Here is a 14,962-nt window from a genome sequence, read left to right on the forward strand (position 1 = left end):
TCAATAAAAACAAATACATATGAATCGATATATTTCTGTTATTCTCTTCAGTATTATCACCCTATTCACGATTATTCCTTCATCCTTTGCACAAGATAAATGCGAACTAACGATCAACAGCTCGCTTGACCCCTTGACTAAGATATTAAATGCAAACCAGTACGATAAATTAGCACCGATCTTAGCTCAGATAGAACAAAGCTGTGGGACTATAGAACTTGTTCAGCGAATCAAAATAGTACATTTGATCATCGCTAAACAAAGTAGTGGCAATGCCATCGAGCGTTATTTAGACAATGGTTTTGATGAACAATTATTGAACCGCTTTGCTGATGCTGCAAGAGAGGATTTTGCCTATCAGTATGAATCTAATAAACAACAATATAATTATGTTCCACTGAGACATCCGATCGACCAGCTCATTAAAACACGTGCAAAAGCTTTATTGCAGTCTCAATCCTATACGCTTTCCGATGCAGAAATTGACATCTTAAATCTTTTTTCGAACGAAGAGTTATTGCGTAACCAGGCATCATCTGTAAAACAAACGGTACCTGAAAAACAAGAGCATGCAGTAAAAGAGGAACAGGAGGAGACATTAGCTTTAGCAGATTATTACAATAAGTCTAAGATAGGTTTTCTTCCGTATATAGGTGTATATGGTCCTTTAGGTGGAAAAAACACCACATTTGGACCTAATCTTTCTCTTGGTTTTACTATTATGAGCTCGCTCCAAAAGTCATTTATATTTGAAGGGGGATTTAAGGTCCGTATCAATAGCAACGATAAAAATTTTGACTACAACTATTATGATCAGAGCGAATCTGTGAATTCCAATTTCGGTTTATTTTTTGGCGGAGCTGTCGGTTACAAAATCTATGATAACACCAAGTATATTGTCATTCCTAAACTTAATATCGGAATAGATATGGTCGACACAGGAATATCTGAAGACATCTATACAGATGGTTATTACGATGGCTATGGCGATTATATATCCGGCGGAAATTCCACAAAATTACATACTGTGAATACTATGCACTTGGGACTTAGTATGGCAGGAATGCGTCAGATTAAAGGAAAAAATTATATAGGAATAGAAGCTGGATATCATTATACCCCATACCAGTGGGATCATAATCTTCTCAGCAACATCTACAACCACTACGGAAGTATCGAATTATTTTTCAGATTCTAATTTTTCAATAACCGCTGGATCTCATCCAATTTCATAAGCGCTTCCACAGGGGTCAGCGTATTCACATCCAAATTATTCAGCATATCACGGATTTTCTCAAGGACGGGATCATCAATCGAAAACATCTGTAATTGATAGGCTTGCTTTTGGATTTTGCGCATACTATCTTTAATCTGTTCGCCACCAGTCCGCTCCTGCTCTAATCTTTTTAAGATTTCATTTGCACGGGATAGTAATTTTGGTGGCATACCTGCTAATTTAGCTACGTGGATACCAAAGCTATGTTCTGAGCCTCCTGGAACTAACTTACGTAAGAATATAACCTTATTGTTCATCTCCTTAACCGTCACATTATAATTCTTGATGCGGGGCATGGAATTGGTCAATTCATTCAATTCATGATAATGAGTAGCAAACAATGTTTTGGCCTTAGCTGCAGGATGGTTGTGAAGAAATTCAGCGATAGCCCAAGCGATAGAGATACCATCATAAGTGCTTGTTCCTCGACCAATTTCATCCAATAAAATTAAACTCCGGTCAGAGAGGTTATTCATGATACTGGCCGTTTCATTCATTTCAACCATAAATGTTGATTCACCGGACGATAAATTATCAGATGCTCCTACCCGGGTAAAGATTTTATCCACAAGACCTATCTTTGCTTCCTTTACAGGAACAAAAGAACCGATCTGAGCCATGAGTACGATTAATGCCGTTTGGCGCAAGAGCGCCGACTTACCGGCCATGTTGGGACCAGTGATGATGATAATCTGCTGCGTGGTATTATCCAAGTAAACATCATTCGTGATATAATCTTCACCAATGGCCATTTTCTTTTCGATAACGGGGTGACGACCACCTTTAATATCTAATACTTTACTTTCTGATATCTCGGGCTGAACATAATAATTCTTTTCTGCGATAACAGCAAAGTTCAAAAGCACATCTAATTTCGCCAGTAACTGGGCATTCAATTGAATCGGTTTAATGAAAGCCGCAATAGCAATTAACAATTCGGCATAAAGACGATTCTCAATGACCTGAATTTTTTCCTCAGCACCTAAAATCTGATCTTCATATTCTTTTAGCTCCTCGGTGATGTAGCGTTCGGCATTCACCAAAGTCTGCTTTCTAATCCATTCTGTAGGTACCTTATCACGGTGTGTATTGGTAACTTCTAAGTAATAGCCAAAAACATTATTAAAAGCAATCTTAAGGGAAGGGATACCAGTTGCCTCTGCTTCTCTCTTTTGGATTTCAATTAAATAATCTTTTCCTCCGAAAGCGATCTTACGTAAACGGTCCAATTCATCGTCCACACCATCAGCAATTACATTTCCTTTATTCAAGGCAACAGGAGGTTCTGCGAAAACTTCTTTTTCAATCTTATCACGAATGATACGACAGACATTCAGCTGATCAGCAATGGCTCGAAGGGCTTCAGAATTTTCCTGATTTGTTAGCTCCTTTAATTTTTCAACAGCATATAAGGCACGTTTCAACTGTACAATTTCGCGGGGTGAAGCTTTCTGAAGACCAATTTTAGAAATAAGCCGCTCAAGATCGCCTACATACTTAATCTCTTGAATCAAGGCATCGCGTAAATCTTTATGCTCAGAAAAGTAAGCAACCACATCAAGGCGTTCTTGAATTGATTTACGATCTTTCAATGGCATTACAATCCAACGTTTTAATAAACGCGCCCCCATGGGAGAAGCAGTTTGGTCCAAAACATCCGATAAAGTCGTCGCATTTTCATTTGCAGATCCGATCAGTTCGAGATTACGAACTGTAAAACGATCTAACCACATGTAACGATCTTCTTCAATACGCGAAATATTAGAAATATGCTGCAGATTGCGGTGTTCTGTTTCATTCAGATAATGTAAGGCAACACCGGCGGCAACCATCCCAATAGGCATCCGGTCGATACCAAAACCCTTCATTGAATTAACTTCAAAATGTTTCAATAAGTGCTCTGTTGCGTAATCTCCAGTATAAGGCCATTCGTCTAGCGTATAGGTATAATACTGACTCCCGAATAGCTCCAAAAATTCTTTGGATTGCTTACGCGACATGATGACTTCAGTTGGTTTAAATCCCTGCAAAAGTTTGTCAATATAAGACTGCGTACCTTGTGCGACTAAAAACTCACCAGTAGAAATATCTAAGAAAGAAATTCCGATCTGCGTTTTCTCAATATAAATTGAGGCTAAATAATTATTGGACTTCTGTTGGACAATATTATCATTATAAGAAACGCCAGGAGTCACCAATTCTGTTACTCCACGTTTAACGATGGTTTTGGTTTGCTTAGGATCTTCCAATTGGTCACAGATAGCTACACGCTGACCTGCACGGACAAGTTTTGGCAAATAAGTCTCCAGAGAATGATGCGGAAAACCTGCCAGAGCAGTTTCCGATTCGGTTCCATTTCCTCTCTTAGTTTGTACGATCCCTAAAATACTGGCCGCCTTAATGGCATCTTCACCAAATGTTTCATAAAAATCACCTACACGGAACAACAATAATGCACCTGGATATTTCACCTTGATCGCATTGTACTGCTGCATTAATGGAGTTACCTTTTTTTCTGCCTTTGCCAATTGGATTTCGTTTATTGATAATAAGCCGTAAAAATAACATAATCTACCTGATTAGACAAACGATCTCGTAGAATATGAAAAACTTAATTCTCTTTTCGCCTTAAATCATTTTTCAATATACATACATACCGAAGAATATCCATTACCTCGATCTCAGGCTTGTAAAAAAGAACATCTAAAAAAAAGCATATCATAAACAATACTGAACATAACAATTGGGCAAAATATTTCGTTCCTTTGCATTGTTTTTCAAAAGATATGGCAATTAAAAGAACGAATCAAGTAAAGAAAAAAAAGGTTCAAACAGGTTGGCAAAAAAAAGTTAAAACTTGGTCAATACGTATTGTTGGAGGTTTCTTTGCAATAACTCTATTTTGGGTACTCGCACTTAAACTCATCAATCCACCTATTACCTTGCTCATGATCCAACGTGGGTTTGAGTTACAGGCAGCTGATAAAGGATTTAAACTGGAAAAAGATTGGTTAAATTACGATGAGCTCTCGGACAACCTAAAACGTGCTGCGATAGCAGGTGAAGATGCTCATTTCATGACGCATTGGGGTTTTGACACTGATGCTATTCAAAAGGCTATAGAGAAAAATAAAGATGGAAAAAAATTACGTGGGGGAAGTACAATCAGTCAGCAGGTAGCAAAAAATGTATTCCTGTGGCCAAAGCGTTCTTGGCTTAGAAAAGGTTTAGAAACTTACTTTACTGTTTTAATCGAAACATTCTGGAGCAAAAGAAGAATTCTGGAAGTCTATCTCAATGTTATTGAAATGGGGCAAGGTGTTTATGGAGCAGAAGCTGCATCCCAGTATTACTTCAAAAAATCAGGATCTACCTTATCAAAGAAACAAGCCGCACTGATCATTGCAATCCTGCCCAATCCAAGACAGTGGGATGCCCGAAATCCATCAGCCTATGTGAATCGTAGAGCAAATAGTATTGTTCGTTACATGGATCATTACCAAATACCAGAATAGCAAAAATATGATGAGGTTATAATAAAAGAAGCGATGATTGATCAATCATCGCTTCTTTTATTATCTAGCCAAACACTCGTTTATGCCAACTTTCTCCAAAAGGAATCTGCCATTTATCAGTTAAAGACGCTAAAGATGTGATCGTATTATCAAAGACAACAGTTGTGTCGTCAATCTGACCATCTTTTACTAAATTTTCAAATTCAGATCTGGATGCAGCATGCAACTGACCTTCCTTTTTAAAAGCAACGTTCATACGATCAAAAAGCTGAATATCAAAATCTGCTTCTAGTGTCTTCAAAAAGCGGACGGAACTGTCAATTGAACAACCAGATGCTGCAGCAATCTGCTCATCCACGGATAGCACAATAAACAAGTTATACCTAACCTCCGCCTGAGCAGATAAAGGTTCTCCATGCACTTTCCAGCCTGCGGCAAAATCTGCCAACCTGTTTTGAATCAATAACGCTTCATCATCAGTAAAGAAACGATTTGATTGATATACCCACGCACTTGTCATAACTTTTGAATTAATTAGTGAACATAATATGGTGAAATCATCAAATATACAATAACACCCGTTACCGCTACATATAACCACATCGGGTACGTAATACGTGCTATTTTTTTATGTCTTTCATACGACCCGGCAATACCTCTTACATAAGTAATCAGTACAAAAGGGATAATAATAACAGACAATACTATATGTGTTATTAATATAAAATAGTATATCGGACGTAATATGCCCTCTCCACCGTATGGCGTAGAGTTAGCGGTCATATGATAAGCAACATACATCCCTAGGAACGCAACAGAACAACATACACAAAGTTTAATTAATCTTTCATGTAATTTACGATTACCTTTTTTAATCGCTAAGACTGCCCAGAACAATAATATCGCAGTGATACCATTGATCGTTGCATATATAGGGGGCAAAAATCCCAAAGGTTCTACATCATACCCTAATTTGCGTAAATTAACGCCAAACAAAGCCGCCACTACAAGTGGAATAACAACCGATAAAACGATGATCCACTTGTTATATTTCTTCTCTTCTGCTGTTTGTCCCATTTTATTTAGTTTCAATCTTTGGAGGATGATTTCTTATTTCCTCCACAACCAATAATTTAACCTCATCACTTAAGCGTTCCGCTTCTTTTTTCATCGTGATATCATAAAATCCTCTGATTCTACGTTTCGTATCTATCAAAACATAAGATGACCCCACAACAAAAGGATTATTTTTATCTGCTGTAGCTAAAGCATCTTGCAGTAAACCATCTTTTGCAAATTTAAAGATATCCGAACTCGGTTTACTTACAAAGTACCATCTTTTATCTGAGGGATCGATATTCTTAATGTAATTTTTTAATACATCGGGTGTATCATAAGTCGTGTCGACAGAAACAGAATAGAACTTAATCATCTTATTATGTCTAAACTCACCAGATATCTTATTCAGGCTATTAATCATTGTTGTCGAAAACGACTTATCTCTCGAATAAAAAAGATGTACAACAGTAATAGCGCTATCCTTACCAAACAGATCAACGGGTTTGCCATCGTAGTTGATAAAAGACATATTTGGAACCTCATGATAGATTGTATCCATGATATCTCGTCCCCATTTACGATGAGTAGTACCTGGAACTTCTTTTTGACCGAATATTGGCAAAGTAGAATACGAATTCGCCATTCCAGTTCTATTCAGCACTACATACAAAAATCCTGGCAATAATAATATTATTGCCAGGATCATGATAGTTTGAATACCTTTATTTTTACCAGTATTTTTACCCATTTATTTTATTTATTTTCCCACAACTGGTGAGGATGCAAATCATTCAATAAGAAGTTACCTTCAGTTAGCATTAAAATGATAAAATAAATAATGAAGATAAATACAATACTTACAGTAACGATGAAACTAGATTTCTCAAATTTCAAGTGCATAAAGTAAGCGACAATATAGTAAGCTTTTACTAATGTTAATACAATATAGATGGTATTAACTAAAGCACCTTTTGCTAAGATTTGCCAATGATGAACAAATCCCAATGCAATTAAGAATTCGACAGCAGTTAATGCTAAAAGGACGAAGAAAATTCTCCAAATGCCTTTTTTATCCATTCCTTCTCCGTGTCCGTGCTCCTCATGAGCAATATTATCGTGATGTTGTGACATAGCTTTTCTAAAATTAAAAACTTACAATTATACTAAATAGAAGAATGTAAATACAAACACCCAAACTAAATCCACAAAGTGCCAGTATAAACCTACTTTTTCAATCATTAAATACGAACCGCGATTCTCGAATGTGTTATTCAAAGTCATGCACAGGACGATAATATTTAAGATAATACCTACAGTAACGTGAAAACCGTGAAAACCTGTGATCGTAAAGAACAGATTGGCAAACTGCAACGCTGAAGTATAGGAGATATCATGTGTAAAATACGGTTGCAAAGCATCTTTAATAGCATCACCCTCTAAACCTGTTGCCGGGTTTTGACCAAACCAGAAACCAGCATGGTGTAAGTGAGTCCACTCGATCGCTTGACAGCCTACGAAAGCAATACCACCAAGTATTGTCCATAACATCCATTTTACTACTTCATTTTTTGAGTTACGATGCCCTGCTTCTACAGCTAAAACCATAGTCACAGAAGACATAATCAAAATAAAAGTCATAATACCAACGAACACTAAAGGTTGTCCGTGTTCTGCAATACCTGGTATAGATTGGAAAATCTTATCCGCATCTGGCCATGTACTATGTGCAAATCGTTGCGTTCCGTAATAAACCAAAAACGCAGAAAATGTAAAGGCATCCCCAACTAAGAAAAACCACATCATGATTTTTCCGTATTCCAAATTCCAAGGTGATTTTCCACCATTCCATGGACCGGTTTTTACCTTATCCAATTGTGATACAGTTGTACTCATTGTTTACTATTATTGATTCAAAAGTAAGAAAACATATATATAAATCCACAAAAGATCGAGAAAATGCCAAAAAATAGTGGCTAGATTCATGCGGAATTGATTGCCGTCTGGAGGAAGTGGTTTAAATACTCCCACTAAAGCGGTAATCAATACGATCACTCCCGCAATAATATGTGCTAAGTGCATTCCTGTAAAAACATAAACAAAAGACTGTGACGCATTGTTATTCACAAAATAAACGCCTCTTTCTGTTAATATTTCCCACGAATAAACCTGTAGCGCAAAAAATATAATTCCCAAAATTAAGGTAGCAAAAAGCAACGCTTTCTGTCTAGCCAAATTACCCACCAGCGCTGCCTTATAAGCAAAATGCATGGTAACACTACTTAAAACAATTGCCATCGTACTATAGATAAAAGTATCTGGTAATAATGTTTTAAGTCCTTTATCAACACCACTTGCCGTATAGACAATAAAACCGCTGGACAATGCTGCGAACATCATAAACATACCCAGCATACCCAACCATAGGGTAAATTTTTGAGCCTTACGCGATACTAACTTCTCGTCAGTTTGTTGTACTCCTTGATTTAACATTATTTCAAAGGTATAAAGTCAAATAATAACACTAATTGCGTAATAGGAAGATAAAAAAATGAGGTAAACATCACTTTTCTCGCCGAAGCAATATCCTGATTCTTAAAAAGCTGAAAGCCATAATAAGCAAAGAACACACCCCCTATCGCAGAAACAGCTGTAAAGATCCAGCCTCCGAAACCATAATACATGGGAAGAAATGCTGCTGGTATCATGATCAATGCTGAAAGAAAGACCATAAAAGCAGAAATCTTATCACGCTTGGTCGTTGGCAATAACCTAAAACCCGCCTGTTTATAATCATCATCAATCACCCATGCTAGAGACCAGAAATGTGGGAATTGCCAAAAAAACTGAATTCCAAACAAAATAAATGGAATCATAATGATTGCACTTTCATTCGTTTGACTGTAGATTGCTAAATCATCTTGACTAAATGCAGCAAAATAACCAATCAATGGTGGCAATGCACCAGGAAAGGCCCCTACAAATACAGCAATCGGTGATTTCCTTTTTAATGGCGTATACACAAATGCATATAACAATATGGAAAATACCGATAGTAATCCCGCAACAAAATTCAAACGTACCAAAACCAAAGTTCCCAAGATTCCCATAAATAAACTTAGAATCAAGGCCTGACCAGTTGTCATTCTTCCTGAAGGAAGGGGACGATCAGCAGTACGGGTCATTAACTTGTCTAGATCTTTTTCGATAATCTCATTGAAACCATTCGCTGCACCTGTCACTAGGAAGCCTCCTAATGTCAATAGCAACCAATTGATCCACAAAATATCCCCTCCAAGTTGCTTTGCTCCGATCAAAAAAGAGATGGATGCCGAAAAAACAACCGTTAATGTCAGTCTTAACTTAACTAATTTCTTGAAATCAGAAATAAATTCTTTCATAGCGACAAATGTCCTCTTTTTAATTGTTTGTACAAAGTAAAAACTAAATTACCTTATACATCCATTTCATTCATTCAATTAACGTTGCGATTTTCCTAACAACAACATCAAATAATATTGACATCCAAATAAAAGACTGCCAATGACCAAATGAGTTGTCTGTGCGAATGCAGGAACAGCAAATCTTGCCAGGATAATACCCGATAACATCTGAATACCTACTAAAATAAAGAGTAGCGTACCAAATCTTGCTTGAACTGTACTACTACTAAATTTTGTACGCACTAAAAAGAACAATACAATTACTAAAATCAAAGAACTATATGCTAGCCAACGATGTATTTCAAAATGTTGGCCAATATTTTGTATAAAATCTTCTCTAGGCATACCGGAAGCTGTCAACATATCAACAATTTCCCGCACTTCTGTTCCGAAGACAACCTGCACTAACATCAACACTAAAGAGATGATGGCAAGCACTTTTAATCCACTGGAATCTCGGTTAATCAGGATGGACTTATCCCGTAATGTTGTTGCTTTAAAGTAGGTATAGATGGAGATTGCTACAATAACCAATGCAAGAAGCATGTGTACTGTAATCACCCAAGGAGTTAAATTAGTTGAAACAACTATCGAACCCAACCAAGCTTGAACGACAACAACAAAAACATTAACCACCGACCAAATAAAAATTGATCGTTTCGATTTAATATAGGTAAAAGAATAGATGGCTGTAAACAATAAACAAAAGCCAGCAACAACACCAACTAAACGATTGGCATATTCTGTCCATGTTTTTGCTACATTAAACTCTTCATGTGCAAGAATACTTTTGTCATGACGAATTTTAGTTGCCAAATCACGATAGCCAAAGAATTCAATCATCTTGGCAAATCGCTCATTTTTCTTAGCTCTACCTGTTATATAATGTTCTTCATAACCAAGCGGCAACTGTGATACATCCGTAGGAGGAATAATCCGATTAAAGCATTTAGGCCAATCGGGACATCCCATTCCGGACCCCGTACTACGTACAACACCTCCAGCTACAATCACTAAAAACAAAACAACTATTGTAATGAAATTGGATCGAATAAAACGCTTTTCAGCAGCTGGAAACATATCTTTTACCTTTTTGGTTATCAATAATATTTAAAGTAAGTCATTTCGCACAACTTACTCTAAATATCCTTTTTAATTATTTTTTATTTTGAGCATCCCATTCTGTCTGGATACGCTCAGCTTCTTCATTACCTTCGAAATCATGAAGGAAATTAGAGCTCATTGTTTCTGAGAAAGGTACAGTCTGAGGAATAAAATCTTCATCATGTCCTGGCTTACTGTAATCATACGGCCAACGGTGTACTGTTGGGATCTCTCCTGGCCAGTTACCATGGATATGTTCTACTGGAGTAGTCCACTCTAATGTATTGGACTTCCAAGGATTCTGAGGAGCTCTTTCTCCAAAGAAAATGGAGTAGAAGAAATTGAACAAGAAAGCTACTTGACCTAAACCTGCAACGATAGCAGCCCAAGTAATTAACATATTAACAGAAACCCATTTCTCCATGAAGGCAAACTCTGTAAATGCATAATAACGACGTGGAACCCCATCTATACCCATAAAGTGCATCGGGAAGAATACCAAGTAAGCACCGATAAATGTCATCCAGAAGTGTAAGTAACCCAATTTAGTGTTCATCATACGACCAAACATTTTAGGGAACCAGTGGTAAACACCACATAGCATACCGAAGATCGAAGCAGATCCCATTACCAAGTGGAAGTGGGCTACAACGAAGTAAGTATCGTGTAAGTTGATATCTAATGCTGCATTACCTAAGAATAATCCTGTAAGACCACCTGAGATGAAGAAAGATACTAAACCAATAGCAAACATCATCGCTGGAGTGAAACGGATGTTACCTCTCCATAATGTCGCCATGTAGTTAAATGCTTTTACCGCAGAAGGAACTGCAATGATTAATGTTGTGATCATAAATACACCTCCTAAGAAAGGATTCATACCTGTCACAAACATATGGTGACCCCAAACGATAAATGATAAAACTGTAATACCAATTAACGAGTAAACCATGGCATGGTAACCAAAGATCGGTTTACGAGAGTTTGTTGAGATAACCTCCGAAGTAAGACCCAATGCAGGCATTACAACGATATAAACTTCCGGGTGACCTAAGAACCAGAATAAGTGTTGAAACAAAATTGGAGATCCACCTTCATTAGGTAAAATCTGACCTTGAACAACTAAATCTGATAAGTAGAAAGAAGTACCGAATGAACGGTCAAAAATCAATAAAACAACTGCTGATACTAATACCGGGAAAGATAACATACCTACGATGGCAGTTAAGAAGAAAGCCCAGATTGTTAAAGGCATTTTCCAAAGATCCATACCTTTAGTACGCATATTCAAAATTGTACTTACGTAGTTAATACCACCGATCAACTGTGAAGCTACGAAAAGTACCATACTTACTAACCATAAAGTCATACCTGTAGCAGAACCTGCAATTGCTGTAGGTACCGCAGACAGTGGTGGATAAATTGTCCAACCAGCTGACGCAGGTCCACTTTCAACAAAGAAAGAAGCAATCATGATAACTGAAGCTACAAAGAACATCCAGTAGGACAACATATTCATCAAAGGAGACGCCATATCGCGTGCACCAATTTGATAAGGGATCAGTAAATTACTAAAAGTACCCGATAGACCCGCTGTTAAAACGAAGAATACCATAATGGTACCGTGTATGGTTACCAAAGAAAGGAAAAATTCGGGTGCAATACGGCCACCTGCAGCCCATTTACCTAGGAATACTTCCAAAATTGGAAATTCTTTATCCGGCCACGCGAGTTGGATACGGAATAAGATGGATAAGATCATAGCAAATACCGCCATGAAAATACCCGTGATCAAAAATTGCTTAGCAATCATCTTGTGGTCACCACTGAAGATATACTTCGAGATGAATGACTCTTGATGATGTCCGTGCGAATCGTGATGCTCAGCGCTATGCGAAATAACTGTACTTGACATATTCGTTTTTAAAATTCAATTATTCTAATTAATTTATTGAAGCAGTAAGGTTTACGCTATCTTTTAACTGAGGAGCTTTAGCATCCTTAGCGGCAAACTCTTTCTGTAAATCCTCAGTAAAATATTTATTTTGCGTAGCTAACCACGCTTTATATTCCGCTTCAGTAACTACAACTACTTTTTTAGACATGTTAAAGTGACCCATACCACAGATTTTATTACATAACATAACGAAATCATATTTAGGATCATTCATACGCTCACGCATTTCTTCAGTAGTCACAGTAGGTGTAAACTGGAAGTAATTCGTCATACCCGGTACAGCATTGATCTGAACGCGGAAATCAGGAATGTAGAATGAGTGAATAATATCTTTGGAAATGATGTGGAAACGTACAGACTTATTAACCGGAATCACGATATCAGCACCTTGAATATCATCCCATGAAGTTTTATCATTGAAATCGATACCGTAAGGATTAGTCGGAGTCGTTAATTTATAATTGCGTTTTCCTATCTGACCATCTAAACCTGGGTAACGCACATGCCAAGCAAATTGCTCACCTAATACTTCAATCTGAAGAGCAGATTTCTGTAAATCTTCTGGCACATTTGTAATTGATCTCCAAGTAAAGAAACCAAATAATACCAATACTGTTAAAACAACAGCTGGAACGATTGTCCAGATTTTTTCAATCGTATTGTTATGTGGTAAATAGTAAGCTTTACCATTTTTCTTCATTCTATAAACGAACGTAAACGTCAGTAATAAAATGTGTGTAATAACCAATACAAATGTTGTAATAACTGTCGTAATGATAAACATCGTATCAATCTTCGCACCATGCTCTGTTACAGCATCTCTCCATGCCATACCGCCATGGTGAGAGAATGAATAATAAACACCCCCTAAGAAAACAAATAAGAAGATGAATAATAACCATGCCTGGAAACTATTTGATGCTAAAGGATTATGTTTTTTATTCATCTTATTTGTTAACTCATAGATTGAGATAACTTTACCGATAACTGCAACAACTGTACAGATAACTAAGAATAATAAAACATAATAAATGAAGTTTTTATAGACTTGAGGGTCTATCTTCTTCTCTACCTCTGCAGCTTTGGCGTCAACTTTTGTTGTAGACGTACCTGCTGACGCAGCAACTTCTGCTTTTGCAGTTGTAGCCGAATCGACAACATTTGCTCCAGCAGCTGTTGCAACTAATGCAACAGCTTCCGTAGCTTTAGTCGTATCTACCACTACAGAATCTTGGCTTGCAAAAGATGGGACTGTGAATAACAACCCGATTGCAAGGACCAAACCTGAGATGGATTTGAATCTATTATTTAATTTAAAGCTCATTTCTTTATAACGATTTTACGTAATATCCCTTTAAAAGCGAAACTATATTTGGTGATGTAAACTCTCATCCAAGAAAGGATGATTTTTAGCGACTAAGCTTTGTTTACTCAATTTACTCATTACTAAGAATGTAAATAAACCTACAAATCCAAGTGCTGTACCAATTTCTACAATACCAAATCCACGGTGAGATTCAACTGTACCAGGCATAATCATGATATAGTAATCTAACCAGTGACCTGCAAGTAATAAAATCGCAACGAATAACATGGCATTTTTCTTACGTTTTGCATCACGATCAACTAAAAGCAATAAAGGAGCTAAAAAGTTAATAACAATGTTTAACCAGAACCATGGTTTATATTCTGGCTCCCAACGTTTGTAAAAATATACAGTTTCCTCAGGCATGTTAGCATACCAGATTAAGATAAACTGTGCAAACCAAACGTAAGTCCAGAAGATAGAAAAACCAAAGATCAATTTACCTAGATCATGCAAATGATTTTCATTTACCCAGTTCATGTAACCTGCTTTTTGTAATACAATTAGAATAATTGTAATCACACAAAGACCACTAACCCACATTGCTGCAAAGTTATACCAGCCAAACATCGTAGAAAACCAATGTGCTTCTAATGACATGATGGTATCAAATGACCAAATTGGAGTTGTAAAACCAAAAATAACTAAAAATATAGCTGATAATTTAAAGCTCTTTTTATAAGAATTTAAACCACCTTCTAAATCTTCTTTATAAGACAATTTCGCTAAGATAATGGCAAAAATACTATAAAGTCCCATAAAAATTACCTGGCGACTTAAAAAACCTGAAAAATTCAAATACCATGACTTTCCAGCGATGATACTATCATAAGCAGGGCTATTCGGATCTGTAAGACCTTCTGCATACCAGTGATGGTATAGATTGTGAGTGCTTAATCCCAATGCAACAATCACTAATAAAATGATTGACGCAATAGGCAAAATACCTGCCATAGCCTGAGGTATACGGATGATACCAGCTGACCAAGCAGATTGTGTTACATATTGTAATGCCAGGAAAAAAGCTCCAGCAGCACATACACATGTAAAATAATAACCCATCAATAATAAGTTAGCATAAGTACGCTCTACTAGAATATGATCGCCCATAAGCATTCCGTAGGCTACTGCAGCTATACCAACAACGATTGCGATGATACTGAATGTTTTTGCTTTACCAGCAAACTCGAATCGCTCGTTGAAATTATAATCGTGATGATGATTGTGAGTTCCCATTTATTTATC

General features: G+C 36.9%; 14 protein-coding genes. 2 read left to right on the plus strand and 12 right to left on the minus strand.

Annotation, left to right across the window (positions count from 1 at the left end):
- Positions 1 to 19 precede the first annotated feature (19 nt).
- Complete coding sequence (locus tag WH188_RS18630; RefSeq protein WP_339424462.1) at positions 20 to 1,198, plus strand: hypothetical protein; 1,179 nt, start codon at positions 20 to 22, stop codon at positions 1,196 to 1,198.
- Here the strand turns inward: WH188_RS18630 and mutS are convergent.
- Positions 1,195 to 3,804, minus strand: coding sequence for a DNA mismatch repair protein MutS (mutS, locus tag WH188_RS18635; protein WP_339424463.1), 2,610 nt, complete (start codon positions 3,802 to 3,804; stop codon positions 1,195 to 1,197). The two genes, WH188_RS18630 and mutS, sit on opposite strands and share 4 nt — an antisense overlap.
- A gap of 258 nt (positions 3,805 to 4,062) precedes the next feature.
- Here mutS and mtgA point away from each other — a divergent pair, with 258 nt between their 5' ends.
- A complete protein-coding gene (mtgA, locus tag WH188_RS18640; protein WP_339424464.1) occupies positions 4,063 to 4,791 on the plus strand; it encodes a monofunctional biosynthetic peptidoglycan transglycosylase in 729 nt (242 codons plus the stop codon).
- A gap of 64 nt (positions 4,792 to 4,855) precedes the next feature.
- On the opposite strand, the gene WH188_RS18645 is transcribed toward mtgA, so the two are convergent.
- From WH188_RS18645 to WH188_RS18695, 11 genes are all read right to left on the minus strand, one after another.
- Positions 4,856 to 5,311: a hypothetical protein gene (locus WH188_RS18645; RefSeq protein ID WP_021189367.1), complete on the minus strand. Its 456-nt coding sequence runs from the start codon at positions 5,309 to 5,311 to the stop codon at positions 4,856 to 4,858.
- 14 nt (positions 5,312 to 5,325) lie between these two features.
- Positions 5,326 to 5,868 (minus strand): DUF420 domain-containing protein, encoded by a 543-nt coding sequence (locus WH188_RS18650; protein ID WP_132843790.1) that lies wholly within the window; start codon positions 5,866 to 5,868, stop codon positions 5,326 to 5,328.
- 1 nt (position 5,869) lies between these two features.
- Positions 5,870 to 6,598 (minus strand): SCO family protein, encoded by a 729-nt coding sequence (locus WH188_RS18655; RefSeq protein ID WP_339424465.1) that lies wholly within the window; start codon positions 6,596 to 6,598, stop codon positions 5,870 to 5,872.
- Positions 6,599 to 6,603: 5 nt separating this feature from the next.
- Positions 6,604 to 6,981, minus strand: coding sequence for a cytochrome C oxidase subunit IV family protein (locus tag WH188_RS18660; protein ID WP_021189364.1), 378 nt, complete (start codon positions 6,979 to 6,981; stop codon positions 6,604 to 6,606).
- Positions 6,982 to 7,008: 27 nt separating this feature from the next.
- Positions 7,009 to 7,743 carry a cytochrome c oxidase subunit 3 gene (locus WH188_RS18665; RefSeq protein WP_021189363.1) on the minus strand — a complete coding sequence of 245 codons (735 nt, stop codon included), beginning with the start codon at positions 7,741 to 7,743 and terminating at the stop codon, positions 7,009 to 7,011.
- Between the two features lie 9 nt (positions 7,744 to 7,752).
- Positions 7,753 to 8,340, minus strand: coding sequence for a cytochrome c oxidase subunit 3 (locus tag WH188_RS18670; RefSeq protein ID WP_339424466.1), 588 nt, complete (start codon positions 8,338 to 8,340; stop codon positions 7,753 to 7,755).
- A complete protein-coding gene (gene cyoE / locus WH188_RS18675) occupies positions 8,340 to 9,248 on the minus strand; it encodes a heme o synthase (protein ID WP_339424467.1) in 909 nt (302 codons plus the stop codon). The genes WH188_RS18670 and cyoE overlap by 1 nt, the downstream gene beginning before the upstream one ends.
- Positions 9,249 to 9,326: 78 nt before the next feature.
- Positions 9,327 to 10,370 (minus strand): COX15/CtaA family protein, encoded by a 1,044-nt coding sequence (locus tag WH188_RS18680; RefSeq protein ID WP_339424468.1) that lies wholly within the window; start codon positions 10,368 to 10,370, stop codon positions 9,327 to 9,329.
- A gap of 76 nt (positions 10,371 to 10,446) precedes the next feature.
- Positions 10,447 to 12,309, minus strand: a complete 1,863-nt coding sequence (locus tag WH188_RS18685) for a cytochrome c oxidase subunit I (protein WP_339424469.1) — start codon at positions 12,307 to 12,309, stop codon at positions 10,447 to 10,449.
- 28 nt (positions 12,310 to 12,337) lie between these two features.
- Entirely contained in the window at positions 12,338 to 13,675 is a 1,338-nt protein-coding gene (locus tag WH188_RS18690) for a cytochrome c oxidase subunit II (protein ID WP_339424470.1), read from the minus strand.
- A 42-nt stretch (positions 13,676 to 13,717) separates the two neighbouring features.
- Entirely contained in the window at positions 13,718 to 14,953 is a 1,236-nt protein-coding gene (locus WH188_RS18695) for a hypothetical protein (RefSeq protein ID WP_021189358.1), read from the minus strand.
- Positions 14,954 to 14,962 lie beyond the last annotated feature (9 nt).

Origin of the sequence: Sphingobacterium sp. MYb388 (assembly GCF_037479535.1) — a bacterium.
GTDB classification, from domain to species: Bacteria; Bacteroidota; Bacteroidia; order Sphingobacteriales; family Sphingobacteriaceae; genus Sphingobacterium; species Sphingobacterium anhuiense.

Excerpts from the sequence above, each read along its gene's own strand:
- WH188_RS18630 (WP_339424462.1), top strand. The coding sequence starts at position 20 with ATGAATCGATATATTTCTGTTATTCTCTTCAGTATTATCACCCTATTC.
- mtgA (WP_339424464.1), top strand. The coding sequence starts at position 4,063 with ATGGCAATTAAAAGAACGAATCAAGTAAAGAAAAAAAAGGTTCAAACA.
- WH188_RS18645 (WP_021189367.1), bottom strand. The coding sequence starts at position 5,311 with ATGACAAGTGCGTGGGTATATCAATCAAATCGTTTCTTTACTGATGAT.
- WH188_RS18650 (WP_132843790.1), bottom strand. The coding sequence starts at position 5,868 with ATGGGACAAACAGCAGAAGAGAAGAAATATAACAAGTGGATCATCGTT.
- WH188_RS18655 (WP_339424465.1), bottom strand. The coding sequence starts at position 6,598 with ATGGGTAAAAATACTGGTAAAAATAAAGGTATTCAAACTATCATGATC.
- WH188_RS18660 (WP_021189364.1), bottom strand. The coding sequence starts at position 6,981 with ATGTCACAACATCACGATAATATTGCTCATGAGGAGCACGGACACGGA.
- WH188_RS18665 (WP_021189363.1), bottom strand. The coding sequence starts at position 7,743 with ATGAGTACAACTGTATCACAATTGGATAAGGTAAAAACCGGTCCATGG.
- WH188_RS18670 (WP_339424466.1), bottom strand. The coding sequence starts at position 8,340 with ATGTTAAATCAAGGAGTACAACAAACTGACGAGAAGTTAGTATCGCGT.
- cyoE (WP_339424467.1), bottom strand. The coding sequence starts at position 9,248 with ATGAAAGAATTTATTTCTGATTTCAAGAAATTAGTTAAGTTAAGACTG.
- WH188_RS18680 (WP_339424468.1), bottom strand. The coding sequence starts at position 10,370 with ATGTTTCCAGCTGCTGAAAAGCGTTTTATTCGATCCAATTTCATTACA.
- WH188_RS18685 (WP_339424469.1), bottom strand. The coding sequence starts at position 12,309 with ATGTCAAGTACAGTTATTTCGCATAGCGCTGAGCATCACGATTCGCAC.
- WH188_RS18690 (WP_339424470.1), bottom strand. The coding sequence starts at position 13,675 with ATGAGCTTTAAATTAAATAATAGATTCAAATCCATCTCAGGTTTGGTC.
- WH188_RS18695 (WP_021189358.1), bottom strand. The coding sequence starts at position 14,953 with ATGGGAACTCACAATCATCATCACGATTATAATTTCAACGAGCGATTC.